Origin of the sequence: Nocardioides dokdonensis FR1436 (assembly GCF_001653335.1) — a bacterium.
GTDB classification, from domain to species: Bacteria; Actinomycetota; Actinomycetes; order Propionibacteriales; family Nocardioidaceae; genus Nocardioides; species Nocardioides dokdonensis.
The window spans coordinates 2,816,023-2,832,477 of record NZ_CP015079.1 but is presented as its reverse complement, the minus strand read 5'-3'; the positions used below and the strand labels follow the sequence as shown (position 1 = coordinate 2,832,477).

Genomic DNA, 16,455 nt, shown 5'->3' with positions numbered 1-16,455 from the left:
GGGCCACGCCGGCGCTGATCACCCCGGGCTCCCCGAGCTGCGGTGCCACAGCTTGCGCGCCACGTCGCGGGTCTCCTCGCCGGCGGGCTTGATGTCGGCGTACGGCGAGAGCTTGAAGCCGCTGGAGTGCACCAGGACGCGGCGGCGTCCCATCCCGCCCGCCGCGCCCGGCCCGTCGGGACGGGACATGACCGGGCGCGGGGCCCGGCTCTCCGCGGCCCCCTGGCCGGCGAGCTCGACGCCGACCCCGCCGAAACCCTCGGGGACCACAGCCATCTGCGCGCGCACCGCCTCGATCCCCTGGGAGCGCCACAGCTCGTGCAGTGCGGGCAGCTCCCAGCAGCCGGTCGCGCGCAGGGAGACCCCCCGGTGCCCGGTGCGGCGCAGCTCGCCGCGCACGACGAGCAGCCACGAGTGGAAGACGGTGGCGGCGTAGGGGCCCTGGGCGTCCTCGAAGAAGGTCGCGTCGACCGGGCCGGTGCCGTCGTCGAGGGTCAGGAAGACCACCCGGCGCCCGGAGCGGATGGGCGGGGTCTGGGTGGCGACCTTGACCCCGGCCACCAGCAGCTCGGCCTTGCTGCGCTGACCCAGCAGGTCCTCGCTGCGGGTCGCCCCGAGCGCGTCGAGGAAGGGGCCGTAGGTGTCGACGACGTGCCGGCTGGCGTCGAGGCCGAGGATCTCGAGCTCGGCGCGCATCTGCTCCTCGGCGGTCATCTCGGGCAGGCCGGAGACCCCGCCCTCCCCCGGCGCGTCACCGAGGTCGAGGCTCAGCTGCACCGAGTCGACCGGGGGCGGCGCAGGCGCGGTACGGGCCTGGGCGACCGAGCGGCCCCAGACCCCCTCCCGCACCGGGGTGCCCCGGTCGTCGCGGTAGTCCTCGCCCTGGTCGCCGGGGCGGCGGTCGCGCCGGCGGTCGGTCTCGGCGGCGCTCTCCCCCGACTGCTGGCGCTCGCGCACGGCGAGGTCGGTGCTGTTGCGCGCGGCCGCTGCCTCCGCGACCTGCCGGGCCCGTGCGGTGGTGCCGCTCCAGGACTTGCGCCCGGCCAGGCCCCGCCCGCGGGAGGCCCGCTCGAGCGCGCGGCCCTGCCGGTCGAGCTCGGCGACCTGCAGCAGCAGGTCGCGCCGGGTCAGCACGCCACGACGGCGTACGTCGCTGCCGACGGAGGCACCGATGGCGTAGGTGCTGTCGAAGGCGCCGGCCAGCACGAGCCGTTCGACGACCGGGCGCGAGACCCGCGCACGCGCCCAGAAGTCGGGCAGCGAGTGGTAGGGCCGGGCGGCGACGATGCGCGAGACCTCGGCCTCGCTGATGCCCTTGACCTCGGCCAGCGCGAGCCGGATGCCCCACGGCCGGCCGTCGGGCACGTCGGGGCCCGGGTGGGCGCCGGTGGGTTCGACCGGCTCGACGACGTAGGCCTGCTCGGAGGCGTTGACGTCGAGGCCGAGCACCGCCACGCCGAGGCGGCGGGCGTCCTCGAGGATCAGTCGCTTGGGGTACATCCCCGGGTCGTGGGTCAGCACCCCGGACAGGAAGTGCGCCGGCCAGTGCGCCTTGAGCCAGGCCGACTGGTAGGTGGGCAGCGCGAACGCCGCCGCGTGCGCCTTGCAGAAGCCGAAGGAGGCGAAGGCCTCCAGGACGCTCCAGACCTCCTCCACCACGCCCAGCGGGTAGCCGCGACCCAGGGCCCGCGGGAAGAACCAGGTCCGGGTCTGCGCCATCCCCTCGGCGTCACCGAGGGCGCGCCGCTTCTCGTCGGCCTCGGCGTAGGAGATGCCGGTGAAGACGCTGATGATCTCGATGACCTGCTCGTGGAAGACCACCACCCCGCGGGTGGGGGCCAGGATCGGGCGCAGGGTGTCGTGCAGGTAGCGCGGCTCGCGCCAGCCGTGCTTGACCTCGAGGTAGGGGGTGATCATGTCGCTCTTGACCGGGCCGGGCCGGAACAGCGAGATGTCGGTGATGATGTCCTCGAAGGTCTCGATGCCGGACTTGCCGACCAGCTCGCGCTGGCCCGGGGACTCGATCTGGAAGACCCCGAGGGTGCGCGCCGCCGAGATCATCCGGTAGGTCGCGGGGTCGTCGAAGGGCACCTGCTCCTCGTCCTCGAGGTCGATGCGGACCCCCTCCACCCGCTCGACCTCGGTGAGCGCGTGCGCCATCGCCGACTGCATCCGGATGCCGAGCACGTCGAGCTTGAGCAGGCCGAGGTCCTCGACGTCGTCCTTGTCGAACTGGCTCATCGGGAAGCCGGCGTACGACGCCTCGACGGGCGTGCGGTCGAGCAGGGTGGCGTCGGAGAGCAGCACCCCGCACGGGTGCACCGCCACGTGGCGCGGCAGTCCGTCGAGGCGCTCGACGAGCTGGAACATCAGGTCGAGGCGGGCCTCGCCGAGCCCGCTGGCGCGCAGCTCGGGCAGCTCGGCCAGCGCCGCCCGGGCATCGCGCGCCCGGATGTGCGGGAAGGCCTTGGCGATGGCGTCGGTCTCGGCCGGCGGCATCCCGAGCGCGGCGCCGACGTCGCGCACCGCGTGGCGCACCCGGTAGGTGTCCATCATCGAGACGCACACGCACCGCTCCCCGCCGTAGCGGTCGAGGATCCGTTCGTAGACCTCGGTGCGTCGGTCGGACTCCACGTCGACGTCGATGTCGGGCAGCGCCTGGCGCAGCGGGGAGAGGAAGCGCTCCATCAGCAGCTGGTGGCGGATCGGGTCGACCCCGGAGATGCCGAGCAGGTAGTTGACCAGGCTGCCGGCGCCCGAGCCGCGGGCCGCGACCCGCACCCCCATCTCCTTGATCAGGTCGGTGACGTCGCCGACGGTCAGGAAGTACGACGCGTAGCCCAGGTCGCGGACCACCTCCAGCTCGTCGTCGAGACGCTTCCAGACCACCGCCAGCCGGCTGCTGCCGTAGCGGTCGCCGATGGCGCCCTCGCAGCGGGCTCGCAGCGCGACGTCGGCGCTGGGGTGGTCGGTGGAGAGGCCGAACTCGGGGAAGTGCACCTCCCCCAGGCCCAGGTCGGCGCGGGGGTCGAGGGCGCAGCGCTCGGCCAGCGTGCGGGTGCGTGCCAGCAGGCGCAGCGCCTCGCGCCCGGTCCCGGCCCCGGCGCCGCGCACGACCTCCTCGGCCACCTCGCGCATCTGCGGGCCGGACTTCAGGTGGCCCTCGGCGTTGCGCCGGTCGACGTGGCGCCGGTCGAGGGCCACCAGGCGCCGGGCCGCGTCGAGCACGTCGACGGTGGGGGCGTCGCGGCGCTCGGCGTAGCGCACCGCGTTGGTCAGCACCGAGCCGACCCCGCTGTCCTCGGCCAGCGCGAGCATCCGGGCGGCGTGGCGCGACGACCCGGGTCCGTCGCCGGCCAGGCGGTGCGAGACCACCTCGACCTGGAGGTTCTCGGGGGCCACCAGGGCGCGCCAGCGCGCCAGCGCCACCTGCGCGTGGTCGCGGCGGCGCAGGGCGGCGGCCGCGCCGACCTCGGAGGCCGGGCCGAGCAGCACCACCAGGTCGCCGGAGGCCAGCAGGACCGCGACCTCGGGGTCCTCGGGATCGAGGACCGGGGTGCCGCGCTCCCCGGTGAGGTGGGTGGTCGAGAGCAACCGGCACAGCGCCGCCCACCCGCCGCGCCCCCCGCCGGGGCCGGCGGCGTGCGCCAGCAGCGTGACCCGGGGCAGCCGCTGGTCCCGGAAGGCACCCCCGCGCACGGGGGTGCGGCCCCGGGCGGGCCCGAGGTCGTGCCCGGTCCCCGACCGGGCCGGCCGGTAGGCCAGGTCGACCCCGAGGACCGGGGTGATGCCCGCCTGGAGGCAGGCCTTGGCGAACTTCACCGCTCCGTAGGTGCCGTCCCGGTCGGTCAGGGCCAGCACGTCCATGCCGTGCTCGGCGGCGCGCTGGACCAGCAGGTGCGGCATCGAGGCGCCGTGCTGCAGGGAGTAGCCGGAGGCGACGTGCAGGTGCGGGAACGGGTCGGGCACGGGTCGGGCCACCTCTCGCGTCGGCTCGACCCTGACGAAGAATCTCTCGAACTCATGTTCGAGAAGGCATCAGCCTAACCCCGTCGCGCCACGCGCGCCAACCCACCCTCACCAGATCGCGGAGACCCACTCCGGGCGGTCGACGAAGGGGTTGCGGTTGCCCTGCCAGGTTTCGAAGATCGTGTCGTTGCGGGCCCGCTCGAAGGCGTCGGGAGGGTCCTGCTCGTGCCAGCGCAGCAGCGTCGAGAGCCGACCGAGGTAGCCCAGGGCGTCGAGCTCGCGGCGACCCACCTGCTCGGAGACCTCCAGGTCGGCGAAGCCGTCGCCACCCTCGTAGCGCACCGCCATGTAGAGGACCATCCGGGCCACGTCCCCCTTCACCTCGTCGCGCGGCTCCCAGGAGTCCTCGTCGCGGTAGGTGTCCTCCGCCTCGCCCTGCGGACCGCCCCCGTCGTCGAAGTCGAGGCTGGAACGGTCACCGTTGACGCTGACGTCGGCGGGGCGGACGTGGTGCAGGTCGGTGCCCGGTCCGGCGCTGGTGCCGAAGCCGCCGCGGCTCTGCGGCCACACGTGCTCGCGGTTCCACTGATCGGGGTCGCCGCCATGGGCGTCGCCCGGCACGCTGTCGCCGGTGTAGAGCTCGATGACCCGGCCCGGAGCGTCCGGGTCGGCGTCGGTGTCGCGCAGCGCCTCCCACAGCTCGTCGTAGTGCAGCCGCTCGACGTCGGTGGAGATGATCTCGTGCAGCGCCTGCGCGAGGTCGGCGCCGGTGCGACCCTCCGCGTCGGCGTAGTACTGCTGCACCTCGGCCGGCAGGCCTCCCCCGGCGGGGGCCGTCGGGCCGGTCGGGTCCGTCGGGACCGTCGGGACAGCCTGTCCGTCGACCGAGGCGATCGCCGAGACCTGCTTGAGCCCCGGACCCGAGAAGTACGTCGACCGGGTGCCGCGCAGCACCACCTCCCGACCGAGCAGGTCCGGGTGCGAGCGCAGCCCCCAGGTGCTGCGGAGCTCGTCGGGGACCTGCACCAGCAGCATCCGGGCGGGGTCGCGCTCGTCGGGCCGGTCGGCCAACGCCAGGGCCAGGTCGTCGGGGAACCCGTCGAAGGCCACCTCGCCGGGGGCCGTGGGCTGACCCACCACGTGCCCGCGCACGCTCAGCGCCGCCCCGTCGCCGAGCGCCAGGGCCTCGGCCACCGTGGTCGCCTCCGCGAGCTGCTCGGCACCCAGCAGGGACGTCCGCTCGCTCGTGCCGACCTCACCCCCGCCGCCACAGGCGAGCAGGGCCGAGAGCAGGGCGACGAGGAGCAGGACGGCACCAGGGGTCCGCGCACGACGGGCCCCGGGGCTCGAGGAGGAGAGCAGCACGGGGCCAGCCTGCCTCACCCCGCTCGGGTGATGCGCTCCAGGACCGGAGGGTGCGGCACCAGCCCGAGGCACTGCTCGACCACGGCCAGGAACCGGTCGGCGTCGCGCACGAGGTCGTCGGCCTCCCGCTCCGAGACCGCCCGCGAGGAGCCCGCCTCGGCCGCGGCCCGCTTGGCGGCGCCCGCGGAGAAGAACGTGGCCCACTCGACCAGCTCGGGAGCCACCTCGGCCAGCAGCACCCAGGCGTTCTTCTGGGGGCGCCGACGCGCCGCGACCGGGCGGGCGCGCGCCGAGAGCAGTGCCGCGGCCGAGCGCAGCGCCGAGACGTGGGCGCAGGCGTAGCGCGCCGGCACCTCCGGCGTGGCCATCGCCTCGCTCAGCGACTCCGCCGCACGGGCGAGGTAGGAGTGGGTCGTCGCGGGCAGGGCGTAGGGGTGCGGAGCCTCGGACGTCCGCGCAGCCATCGTGGTCATGGTCCTCCCCCTCAGTCCGCGCAGCCGACGAGCTGCCAGCGCCGGGCGTCGACGTCGAGCGCGAGGTCGAAGACACCGCCGGCGTCCTCGAGACCGCGCACCGCCGCCCCCCGACCGGCCTCCACCCGCCACACCGCACGCTCGGCGAGCAGGTCCTCCAGCGGACGCGGTCGGGCCGGCTGGTCGCCGGTGGGCTCGTCGGAGCCGATCACCGCACGCACTCCGGCGTGGCGCCACCACTCCCCGGTCTCCACCCAGTGCTCGAGCACCGAGCGCACCTTCCACAGCCGGCCCCGCCACAGGAACTGCTCGGGGACCTCGGTCTCGGTGCCGGCCAGCAGGCCGCACCGGACCTCGACCGGCTCGTCGTACCGTCTCATCAGCTCCACCACTGCCACCTCTCCGGCGCTGTGGGCGCCAGGACCGCCGGGTCGCTCCCCGGCGGGGACGGGGTCGAGGTCGCCCCCGTCGGAGAGCGAGTTCGAACCTGTGTTCGAACTTGTTCCCAAGGTACACGCGCCCACCGACAAGCCGTCAAGGAAGCGCGGGAGCCCCCGGGGCCCTCAGGCGGTGGCGGAGATCCGCTCGTGGGTGCGGCGCAGGTAGGCGTTGGTGTCCGGATGGAACATCGTCGCCAGGATCGCGACGTCGACGACGAGCGAGAGGTAGCTCAGCACCACGAAGACCTGCGGGGGCCCGACCCGGATGCCGCTGAGAGTGGCGACCGCGGTCATCACCACCAGCACGGCCAGGCACACGCGGGCCCAGTGGTGCCCGTTGCTGAAGAAGACCATCAGCACGCCGATGAGCAGCACCATCACCACGAAGAGCACCGCGGCGACCGGGAAGAACTGCGGCACCGCGATCGGCTGCTCCTCGATGAGGTAGTCGAGTCCCTGGCGCTCCAGGATCTCGGCGGCCGAGCGGTGGCCACGGGCCCACTCGAGGACCAGGTCGTCGCGCAGCACCGCGGTCAGCGTCACGGTCACCGCGCCCAGTGCCAGCAGCAGCAGGTGCAGCCGCAGGCACAGCCTCAGCGCGCGGGGCGGGTCCAGCCGGTCGTCGTCCATGACGGCCCTCTCTCGTGCGTGGTCTCGAGGCGAACTCTAGGGTCGCAGCCATGAGCACCGAGCACCCGGGCATCGTCCGCTTCCGAGCCGAGCTGGTCAGCAGAGGAGGGCGCGGCGAGATCGTGGTCCTCCCCGACGCCGTGCACACCGCCGCGCTCGCGGCCGAGGCGCTGGGCTGCGAGGTGGGCGCGATCGCCAACAGCCTGCTCTTCGACGCCGCCGGGTCGCCGGTGCTGGTGCTGACCTCGGGCGCGCACCGCGTCGACGTGCGCGCGCTCGCCGAGCGCATCGGCGTCGAGCGCCTCGACCGGGCGAAGCCGGAGTTCGTGCGCGAGCACACCGGCCAGGTCATCGGGGGCGTCTCGCCCCTCGCGCACCCGAGACCGGTGCCGACGTACCTCGACGCGTGGCTGGCCCGGCACGAGGTCGTGTGGGCCGCCGCCGGGCACCCGGCGGCGGTCTTCTCCACCACCTTCGAGGAGCTGCTCGCCCTGACCGGCGCGAGCGTGGTGGACGTCGAGACCCCCTAGGGTGTGCGCGTGGCGCGGGTCGTGGTGGTCGGAGGTGGGTACGCCGGTCTCGCCACGGCCGGCCGCCTGGCCAAGACCGGGCACGACGTCACCCTCCTCGAGCGCTCCGAGGCCCTCGGCGGCGCCCTGGGCTCGGTGAGCGCCGAGGGCTACACCTGGGACGCCGGACCCAGCACCACCCTGCTGCCGGCGGTGCTGCGCGACCTGTTCCGCAAGACCGGGCGTCCGCTGGAGCGCGAGCTCGACCTCGTCCCCCTCGAGACCGTGCGCACCCACCGCTTCATCGACGGCACCGAGCTCGCCCTTCCGGGCGGCTCCCGCTCGGCACAGCTGCGCGCCGTCGAGGAGCTCGCCCCCGGCCAGGGGCAGGGCTGGCTCGACCACGTCGCCGCCTACACCGACGACTGGGAGGTGCTGCGGCGCCACTACCTCGAGGAGCCCTGGGAGCGCGGCGCGCTGCCCCGCGAGCTGGGCTCCCTGCTGGACTCCCGCGAGACCCTGCACCGGCGCCTGCGCAGGACGTTCAAGGACGAGCGGCTGCGCGACGTGGCGGCGCACCCCTTCGTCGCCGACGGCCACGAGACCCGCAACGTGCCGGCCTGGATGGGCCTGGTCGCCTACCTCGAGCAGCGCTTCGGCGCCTGGACCGTCCCGGGCGGGATGGCCCGCATCGGCGAGGTCCTCGCCGCACGCATGCTCACCCGCGGAGTCGACGTACGCCTGGGCACGCGCGTCGAGGACGTCGTCGTGCGCGGTGGTCGTGCCGTCGCGGTGCGCACCGACCACGGCGAGGTCGACGCCGACGTCGTGGTGTGCGCCATCGACCCGCGCCGCCTGCCCACGCTGGCCGGCCTGGTCGAGCGCACGATGCCCGCCATCCCGCCGGTGGTCTGCCACGTCGGGCTCACCGGCGACGTGCCCGACCTGCCGCACGAGCTGGTGCTGCACGGCGACCCGGTGCTGGTGGTGCGCACCGGCGGGCAGGCCCCCGAGGGTGGCGCCGCGTGGACGATCCACGGCCGAGGCCGCCTGGCCGAGGACCTCCTGCGCGCCCTGGCCCGGCACCGGATCGACGTCCGCGCCCAGGTCGTCACCCGCATCGACCGCTCGCCGCGCGACCTCGTCGAGGCGTGGGGTGGCTCCCCGCTGGGCGTGCTGTGGCAGGGCCGCTCGACCGTGCACCGACGCCTGGGCCCCGACACCCCCGTCCCGGGCGTGTACGCCGCCGGCGCGCACTCCACCCCCGGCTCCGGCCTGCCCTTCGTGGGACTGTCGGCCGCGCTGGTGGCCCAGCGCGTCGGACCGGCCTGACGCCTCCCTGCCCGGCGGCCGGGCGCCTCAGGGAGTGACGTGCAGCTTCTCGAAGATCTCGCGCGTGGCCTTGGACCGGTTCAGCGTGTAGAAGTGCAGCCCCGGCGCACCGCCGTCGAGCAGCTCCTGGCACAGCTCGGCGGCCTGCGCGATGCCCTCGGCCCGCATCGAGACCGGGTCGCCGTCGTGGGCGCTGATGCGGGCCACCACGTCGGCGGGCACGTCGGTGCCGATCAGCTCGCCCTGGCGACGGATGGCCTGCAGGTTCAGGATCGGCATGATGCCCGGCAGGATCGGCAGGTCCACGCCGCGCGCCCGGACCCGCTCGACGAGCCCGAAGTAGTCGGAGGCCCGGAAGAACATCTGGGTGACCGCGAACTCCGCGCCGGCGCGGGCCTTGGCGACCAGCACGTCGGCGTCGTGGTCGAGCGAGGCCGACGAGGGGTGCCGCTCGGGGAAGGCGGCCACGCCGATCCGGAACTGCCCCCGCGAGGCGACGAGCTCGACCAGCTGGTCGGCGTGGTCGAGGCCGCCCTCGGTCGGCGTCCAGTCCGCGCGCGGACCCTCGGCCGGGTCGCCGCGCAGGGCCATCACGTGGTGCACGCCGGCGGCGGCGTACTCCTCGAGGATCTCCTCTAGCTCCCGACGGGTGTGCCCGACGCAGGTCAGGTGGGCCATCGGCAGCATCGAGGTCTCGCGGGCGATCCGCCCGGTCAGGCGCACCGTGGTGCCGCGGCTGCTCCCGCCGGCGCCGTAGGTGACCGAGACGAACGTGGGCTTGTAGGGCTCCAGGGCGCGCACGGCGTCCCACAGCTGCGCCTCGCCGGCCTCGTCCTTGGGCGGGAAGAACTCGAACGAGAACGAGCGCCCGCCGGCGGCGATCAGGTCGGTGAGCGCGTGTCCGCGGCCAATGGTCATGGCAGGGAGTCTAAAGAGCCCTGGCATCCCTCCCTCACCCGTCCACCCAGCGGCGCCCGGTCGCCGGGCGCGGCCTACTGTGATCGGGTGAGCGACTCCCCCGCCCCCGCCGCGACCACCTGGGACGCCGCCGACTTCCGCGACCGTGTCCAGAGCGCCCTCGACGAGTTCCTCGACCGGCAGGCCGAGCGGCTGACCCCGCTCGGCGGCGACGCCGCACGGCTGCTCGCCGAGGCCCGTACCGTCGTGTCGGGCGGCAAGCGGCTGCGCGCCGCCTTCTGCTGGTGGGGCTACCTCTCGGTGGCCCCCGCCGCCGACGAGGACGCGCTGCTGCGGGCGTGCGCGGCGCTGGAGCTGCTGCACGCCAGCGCGCTGGTCCACGACGACCTGATGGACGCCTCCGACACCCGACGCGGCCGGCCCGCGACGCACCGCGCCTTCGAGCGCGAGCACCGCTCGGTCGCCTGGCGCGGCGACCCCGAGCAGTACGGTGCCGCCGCGGCGATCCTGCTCGGCGACCTCCTGCTCAGCTGGTCCGACGAGATGCTGCGCGGCTGCGGACTCCCCGCGTCCGGGGTGCTGGCGGCGCTCGAGGTGCTCGACCTGTGCCGCACCGAGGTCATCGCCGGCCAGTTCCTCGACGTGTCGGTGCAGGCACGCGGTCGCGCCGACGTCGACACCGCGATGACGGTGCTGCGCTACAAGTCGGCGAAGTACTCGATCGAGCGTCCGCTGCAGGTCGGCGCTGCGCTCGCCGGGGCCGGCACCGGTGCGCTGGAGGCGCTCAGCGCCTTCGGCCTGCCGCTGGGTGAGGCCTTCCAGCTGCGCGACGACCTGCTCGGTGTCTACGGCGACCCCGCCACCACCGGCAAGCCCGCCGGCGACGACCTCGTGGAGGGCAAGCGCACGGTGCTGGTCGCCCTCGCGCTCGACGGGGCGCCCGACGACGACGCCGCCCTGCTCGACCGGGCGCTGGGGCGGCCCCTCGACGAGGAGCAGGTCGCGCGGCTGCGCACGATCATCACCGACTCCGGGGCCCAGGCCCAGGTCGAGGAGGTCATCACCGCGCTGACCCGACGCGCCACGGACTCCCTCGACCACAGCGGCCTCGACCCCGCCGCGCGCTCCGTGCTGGCCGAGCTCGCCACGGCGGCCACCCAGCGCGTGGTCTGACGGGCGGTGCCCACCCGGGCAGCCGGTCGGAGCGATGAGTCCCGCTCGCCGTGGCGGTCTTGACGCCATGCGCACACTGACCTTCGCGATGAACGTGAGCCTGGACGGCTACATCGCCACGCCGGGCGACGACCTGGGCTGGGGCGTGCCGAGCGACGAGCTGTTCCAGTGGTGGTCCGACCGGGTCGCGGCGACGGACGTGGCGCTGTACGGGCGCCGGTTGTGGGAGTCGATGAGCTCCCACTGGCCCACCGCCGACCAGCAGCCCGGCGCGACACCGGCGCAGATCCAGTTCGCCCGCCGCTGGCGGGACCTGCCGAAGGTGGTGTTCTCGTCGACGACCGGCGTCGCGGTCGACTGGAACGCCCGCCTCGTCACCGCCGACGCCGTCACCGAGATCGCCCGGCTCAAGGCGGAGGCGGGAGGCACGATCGACGTCGGCGGCGCCACCCTCGCCGCCGCGGCCGTGCGGGCCGGGCTGGTCGACGAGTACGTGCTCGTCACGCACCCGGTCCTGGTGGGCGGCGGCACGCCGTTCTTCCCGGTCCTGGGCACCTGGGTGCACCTGGACCTGGTGGAGACCCGGGCGTTCCCCGGCGGCGTGCTGATGACCAGGTACGAGACCGGGCGCTGAGCCCCGGCCCGCGCCCGGCGCGGGCTCCGTCAGGGCCCGACGCGCTCGAAGGACACCCCGGCGTCGTCGCTCCAGTACCGCTCCCCACGCACACCGGTGACGAGCAGCGTGCCGCTGCCGACGACGAGCTCGGTGTAGTAGCCGGGCGCGGCCTGCGCCGGCAGCAACCCGATGGCGTTGTCGAACGGGCGCCGCTGCACGGCGTCAGGCAGCGGCCGACCGGTGCTGAGCCGGGCCAGCACCTCGATGCCGAGCGGGGTCAGCTCGGCGGCCGCCACCCAGGGCAGGCCGCTGACCGGGTCGGTGGCCGGGGCCTCGTTCGGTGCGGACCTGCTGTCCGGGTCCCGGCCCCCGAAGGTGGGGGTGCCGGGATCGCGCCCGGCCGCCAACCAGATGGCGAGGGTCAGGGCGAGCACCACGAGCAGCGCGAGCAGCCCGGTGGGGCCGCCCCGCGGGGGGCGGACGTTCTCGGGTGACACGCGGTAGACCACGGTGCCGACTCAGGTGAGGACCTAGAGGGCCATCGCCTGGGCGCGGCGCTTGACCTCGGAGCCGCGGTTCTCCCGCAGCGCGTCGATCGGGCGGCCGGGCAGACCGAGGTCGAGGAAGAGCCAGGCGATGCACTCGCGGTCGTCGAAGCGTCCGTCGTGCAGCATGGTGAGCAGACCGGGCAGCCCCTTGACCGGGAGCCTCAGCTCCTCGTCGATGAAGGCAGCGGGGATCTTCTGTCCCTCGCCCGCCACGGGCACTGCAGCGGCCAGCTCATGGGTGCGGATCATCGTGCGGACCTTGCTCACGCTCACCTCGAGGCGCTTGGCGGCCTCGGCCCAATCGATCCAGTCGTCGACCAGGGCGGCCAGGTCCTGCTCGGCCAGGGTTGTCTCGTCCATGCCCCCATGCTCCCACCTCAGGCCAACAGGCCACCAAACGCGCGCCACGGCGACCCGCCGCCGACCGCCGTTGCCCGGCCCCAGGGGCCGTTCCACCTACGATGGTCGCGCCGGTTCCCTTCCCCGTCCGGCCCCGCAGGAGGTCGCTGTGCCGCCAGACCGGCACCCGCACGAGGACGTCCGGCCGGCCCGCCAGGGCACGTCCGGCCCCGCGAGCGACCCCATGACCGGGCGGCTGCTCGACGGTCGCTACCGGATCGGGCCGCGCATCGCCCGCGGCGGGATGGCCAGCGTCTACGAGGCCACCGACCTGCGCCTGGACCGGGTGGTGGCGGTCAAGGTGATGCACGTCGGCCTGGGCGACGACGAGGAGTTCGCGGCCCGCTTCGTGCGCGAGGCCCGCGCCGCTGCCCGACTGACCCACCCCCACGTGGTCGCCGTCTACGACCAGGGCGCCGACGACGGCACCGTGTTCCTGGCCATGGAGCTCATCGAGGGGCACACGCTGCGCGACGTCATCGCCAAGGAGGCCCCGATGTCGCCCGCGCGGGTGCTCGCGCTCGTCGAGCCGGTGGTCTCGGCGCTGGCCGCCGCGCACCGCGCCGGCATCGTGCACCGCGACGTCAAGCCCGAGAACGTCCTGATCGCCGACGACGGTCGGGTGAAGGTCGCCGACTTCGGCCTCGCCAAGGCGGTCGGCACCGACACCCAGCACACCGCGACCGGTGGCGTCCTCATCGGCACCGTCTCCTACCTCGCACCCGAGCTCGTCTCCGAGGGGATCAGCGACGCCCGCGCCGACGTGTACGCCGTCGGGGTCCTGCTCTACGAGCTGCTCACCGGCGTCAAGCCGCACGAGGGCGAGAGCCCGATCCAGGTCGCCTACAAGCACGTGCACGAGGACGTCGCCCCGCCGTCGGTGCGGGTGCCCGGGCTGCCCGGGTACGTCGACGCGCTGGTGGCCCGGGCCACGGCCCGGGACCGCAGCCTGCGCCCCTCCGACGCCGGTGTGCTGCTGCACCACCTCCACCGGGTCTCCCACGCTCTCGCCGAGGGCGTGCGGGAGGACCCGGAGCTGACCCAGGACCTCGCCCCGTTGCTGCTGCACCCCGACACCGGCGCCCCCGTCATCGAGGAGCCCGTGCCGGCGACCGGCCCCGGCGCCGGCCCCGGACCCGCCGGCGCCGTGGCTGCGGCGTACGGGAGCGACGAGGAGCCGACCTCGTTCCTGCGCGCGAGCACCCCGCCGCCCCCGCACGCCGCCGCGTCGACGGCCCCGACCGTCCCTCGGCGCGGGCGCCGCTGGCGCGGACCGTTGCTGGTCCTGCTGGCCCTGCTGCTGGCCAGCACCCTCGGACTGGGTGCCTGGTGGTTCGGGTGGGCGCGCTACACGACGGTGCCCAGCGTGCTCGAGCAGAACCGGACCTCGGCGGTCGCCGAGCTGGAGGACGCGGGCTTCGAGGTCGTGGTCGGTGACGGCGTCTTCAGCAACAAGGTGCCCGAGGGTCGCGTCGTCAGCGCCGACCCCGGTGCGGGCAGCCGGGCGCTCGAGGGCGACGAGGTCACGATCGTGCTGAGCCTCGGCGTCGAGCTCTACCCCGTGCCGAAGCTGGTCGGGCGCACCCTCGAGGACGCCGAGGCGGCGCTGGGCGAGGTGCAGCTCGAGGTCGGCAGGGTCAAGGAGAAGTTCTCCGAGAAGATCCCCGCCGGCCAGGTCGTGCGCAGCACACCCGCTCGCGGCAAGGAGCTGCGGCCCGGCGCCGCGGTCGACCTCGTCGTGAGCAAGGGCCGCAAGCCGGTCAACGTGGGCGACTGGGTCGGCAGGTCCGCGGACGAGGCCGAACGCACCCTCGCGCGCAAGGGCCTGGTCGTCGAGCGTGCCTCCGAGGTCTTCTCCGACGACGTCGCCGAGGGCGACGTCGTGGCGCAGGAGCCCGCCGGCGGATCACTGTTCAAGGGCGACACCGTGACGCTCACCGTCTCGAAGGGCCCCGAGCTCGTCGAGGTGCCCGGGGTCCGCGCCCAGGGCGTCGACTCGGCCCGTTCCGAGCTGGAGGCCCTCGGCTTCGTCGTGGAGGTCAAGAACATCAGCGACTACCTCGGCCTCGGCTACGTGTTCCGCACCGACCCCGGCGCCGGCACGCTGGTCCCCAAGGGCTCCACCATCACCCTCTACCTCGTCTGACCCGCGGATTGGGTGCGCCAGGGGTGCTCTTCTAGCGTGCTCCCGTGAACCCGAGCGACCTCGCCCTGCGCAGCCCCATCGGCACCCACGTCCTGGTGGGCAAGGGCCTGGTGGCCGGCGCGCTGGCCGACGCCGAGCGGCTGGGGTGCGAGACGCTGCAGGTCTTCGTGGGCAACCCGCGCGGCTGGGCGCTGAGCCCCGGCAGGCCCGCCGAGGACGAGGCGTTCCGCGCGGCGACCGCCGAGCGCGGCGTCCGCACCTTCATCCACTCCCCCTACCTGGTCAACCTCGGCTCGCCCACCCCGAAGACCTACGAGAACAGCGTCGCGGTGCTCGCGCACAACCTGCGCCGCGCCGCCGAGATCGGTGCGGAGGGTGTCGTCGTGCACACCGGTTCGTACGTCGACCCCTCGGGCGACCCCCAGGGCGCGGCCGACCGGCACGCGGCCGCGCTGACCCAGGTCCGCGAGGGGCTCCTGCCGCTGCTGGAGGCCCTGGGCGAGGACGGGCCGTGGCTGCTGCTCGAGCCGACCGCGGGCCAGGGCCGGTCGCTGTGCGCCGGTGTCGAGGACCTGTCCGCCTACCTCGAGGTGCTGGAGCACCACCCGCGCGCGGGCATCTGCCTCGACACCTGCCACGTGTTCGCCGCCGGCGCGCCGCTCGACGAGCCCGGAGGCGCCACCGCGACCCTCGACCGGGTCGTGGAGATCGGCGGCCCGGGCCGGTTGCGGCTGGTGCACGCCAACGACTCCAAGGACGTGCGCGGGGCGTTCAAGGACCGCCACGAGCGGATCGGCGAGGGCCACATCGGCACCGGTGCCTTCACCGAGCTCTTCGCCCACCCGGCCACCGCCGGGGTGCCGTTCGTGCTGGAGACACCCGGGTCGCGCGACGACGACAACCCCGACATCGCGCTGCTCAAGCAGCTGCGCGCCGACGCCCACGCGGCAGCGGTGGGCGCCCCGTGAGCCCCGCGGGCGCCGTCGTCAGCCGGCGCACGTCGCTGCTGGCCACCCTCGCGCTGCTGGGGATGACGGCGAGCTGGGGCAGCACCTTCTTCCTCATCAAGGACCTGCTCGAGCGGGTGCCGACCCTGGACTTCCTGGCCGTCCGGTTCGCGATCGCCACGCTCGCCATGGTGATCGTCGCGCCGCGAGCGGTGAGCCGGCTCTCGCGCGAGTCCCGGCGCCACGCGATGGTGCTGGGCCTGGTCTACGGCCTGGCCCAGATCCTGCAGACCGCGGGGCTGGCGCACACCCCGGCCAGCGTCTCGGGCTTCATCACCGGCATGTACGTCGTGCTCACCCCGCTGCTGGCGGCCGTGCTGCTGCGCACCCGGATCGGTGCGATGACGTGGACCGCGGTGGCGCTGGCCACCGGTGGCCTCGCGGTGCTGAGCCTCGACGGGCTCTCGGTCGGCTACGGCGAGGCGATCACGTTCGTCTCCGCGATCCTCTACGCCCTGCACATCGTCGGCCTCGGCGCCTGGTCCGACGCCCGCCAGGCGCTGGGCATGTCGATCGTGCAGATCGGGGTGATCGCGGTGGTGTGCACGGTGGCCACCGCCCCCGACGGGATCGTGCTCCCGCAGACCGGCGGCGACTGGGCCTCGGTGGTCTACATGGCCCTGGTCGCCGGCGCGCTGGCGCTGCTCGGCCAGACCTGGGCGCAGGCGCACCTGTCCCCCACGCGCACGGCGGTCATCATGAGCATGGAGCCGGTCTTCGCCGCCACCTTCGCGGTCTGGCTCGGCGGGGAGGCCACGACGTCGAGGATGATCGGCGGCGGGCTGATGGTGCTCACCGCGATGCTCGTCGTCGAGCTGCGCCCGCCCCGCTCCCAGGGTCCCGGCGGCCCGCACCCCGACCCCGACGACGGCCCGATCGAGGGCCAGGTGCCGCACATCGCGGTCTGAGCCCGCAGCCCGGTCTCGCGGG

15 protein-coding genes are annotated in these 16,455 nt (G+C 74.6%); 7 read left to right on the top strand and 8 right to left on the bottom strand.

Features of this window, described 5'->3' with window-relative positions; translation table 11 throughout:
- Window positions 1–18: 18 nt before the first annotated feature.
- From I601_RS13425 to I601_RS13405, 5 genes are all read right to left on the bottom strand, one after another.
- Window positions 19–3,969 (bottom strand): DNA polymerase III subunit alpha, encoded by a 3,951-nt coding sequence (locus I601_RS13425; protein WP_068114932.1) that lies wholly within the window; start codon window positions 3,967–3,969, stop codon window positions 19–21.
- A gap of 108 nt (window positions 3,970–4,077) precedes the next feature.
- Window positions 4,078–5,334 carry an endonuclease gene (locus tag I601_RS13420; RefSeq protein WP_237089412.1) on the bottom strand — a complete coding sequence of 419 codons (1,257 nt, stop codon included), beginning with the start codon at window positions 5,332–5,334 and terminating at the stop codon, window positions 4,078–4,080.
- Window positions 5,335–5,348: 14 nt separating this feature from the next.
- Window positions 5,349–5,807, bottom strand: a complete 459-nt coding sequence (locus tag I601_RS13415) for an SAV_6107 family HEPN domain-containing protein (protein ID WP_068110590.1) — start codon at window positions 5,805–5,807, stop codon at window positions 5,349–5,351.
- A gap of 11 nt (window positions 5,808–5,818) precedes the next feature.
- A complete protein-coding gene (locus I601_RS13410; RefSeq protein WP_068114927.1) occupies window positions 5,819–6,187 on the bottom strand; it encodes a DUF6504 family protein in 369 nt (122 codons plus the stop codon).
- Window positions 6,188–6,370: 183 nt separating this feature from the next.
- Complete coding sequence (locus I601_RS13405) at window positions 6,371–6,877, bottom strand: hypothetical protein (RefSeq protein ID WP_068110587.1); 507 nt, start codon at window positions 6,875–6,877, stop codon at window positions 6,371–6,373.
- A 50-nt stretch (window positions 6,878–6,927) separates the two neighbouring features.
- On the opposite strand from I601_RS13405, the gene I601_RS13400 reads away from it, so the two are divergent.
- Both I601_RS13400 and I601_RS13395 read left to right on the top strand, forming a co-directional pair.
- A complete protein-coding gene (locus tag I601_RS13400; protein WP_068110585.1) occupies window positions 6,928–7,407 on the top strand; it encodes a YbaK/EbsC family protein in 480 nt (159 codons plus the stop codon).
- Between the two features lie 9 nt (window positions 7,408–7,416).
- Complete coding sequence (locus tag I601_RS13395; RefSeq protein ID WP_068114925.1) at window positions 7,417–8,718, top strand: phytoene desaturase family protein; 1,302 nt, start codon at window positions 7,417–7,419, stop codon at window positions 8,716–8,718.
- A gap of 27 nt (window positions 8,719–8,745) precedes the next feature.
- On the opposite strand, the gene metF is transcribed toward I601_RS13395, so the two are convergent.
- Window positions 8,746–9,636 (bottom strand): methylenetetrahydrofolate reductase [NAD(P)H], encoded by an 891-nt coding sequence (gene metF, locus I601_RS13390; protein WP_068110583.1) that lies wholly within the window; start codon window positions 9,634–9,636, stop codon window positions 8,746–8,748.
- 87 nt (window positions 9,637–9,723) lie between these two features.
- Here metF and I601_RS13385 point away from each other — a divergent pair, with 87 nt between their 5' ends.
- Window positions 9,724–10,809 (top strand): polyprenyl synthetase family protein, encoded by a 1,086-nt coding sequence (locus I601_RS13385; protein ID WP_068110581.1) that lies wholly within the window; start codon window positions 9,724–9,726, stop codon window positions 10,807–10,809.
- Between the two features lie 67 nt (window positions 10,810–10,876).
- Window positions 10,877–11,443: a dihydrofolate reductase family protein gene (locus I601_RS13380; RefSeq protein ID WP_068110578.1), complete on the top strand. Its 567-nt coding sequence runs from the start codon at window positions 10,877–10,879 to the stop codon at window positions 11,441–11,443.
- A 29-nt stretch (window positions 11,444–11,472) separates the two neighbouring features.
- Here I601_RS13380 and I601_RS13375 read toward each other — a convergent pair whose 3' ends face one another.
- Complete coding sequence (locus I601_RS13375) at window positions 11,473–11,922, bottom strand: hypothetical protein (protein ID WP_157520156.1); 450 nt, start codon at window positions 11,920–11,922, stop codon at window positions 11,473–11,475.
- A gap of 33 nt (window positions 11,923–11,955) precedes the next feature.
- On the bottom strand, window positions 11,956–12,333 hold the full coding sequence (locus I601_RS13370) for an Rv2175c family DNA-binding protein (RefSeq protein ID WP_084527587.1): 378 nt from the start codon (window positions 12,331–12,333) through the stop codon (window positions 11,956–11,958).
- Between the two features lie 148 nt (window positions 12,334–12,481).
- Between I601_RS13370 and pknB the strand changes: the two genes are divergently transcribed.
- Genes pknB through I601_RS13355 form a run of 3 tightly spaced genes read left to right on the top strand, consistent with a single transcriptional unit; the run spans window position 12,482 to window position 16,433 of the window.
- Window positions 12,482–14,518, top strand: coding sequence for a Stk1 family PASTA domain-containing Ser/Thr kinase (pknB, locus tag I601_RS13365; protein ID WP_084527585.1), 2,037 nt, complete (start codon window positions 12,482–12,484; stop codon window positions 14,516–14,518).
- Window positions 14,519–14,562: 44 nt separating this feature from the next.
- Complete coding sequence (locus I601_RS13360; protein WP_068110571.1) at window positions 14,563–15,486, top strand: deoxyribonuclease IV; 924 nt, start codon at window positions 14,563–14,565, stop codon at window positions 15,484–15,486.
- Entirely contained in the window at window positions 15,483–16,433 is a 951-nt protein-coding gene (locus tag I601_RS13355; protein WP_237089411.1) for a DMT family transporter, read from the top strand. The genes I601_RS13360 and I601_RS13355 overlap by 4 nt, the downstream gene beginning before the upstream one ends.
- The last annotated feature ends 22 nt before the right edge of the window (window positions 16,434–16,455 follow it).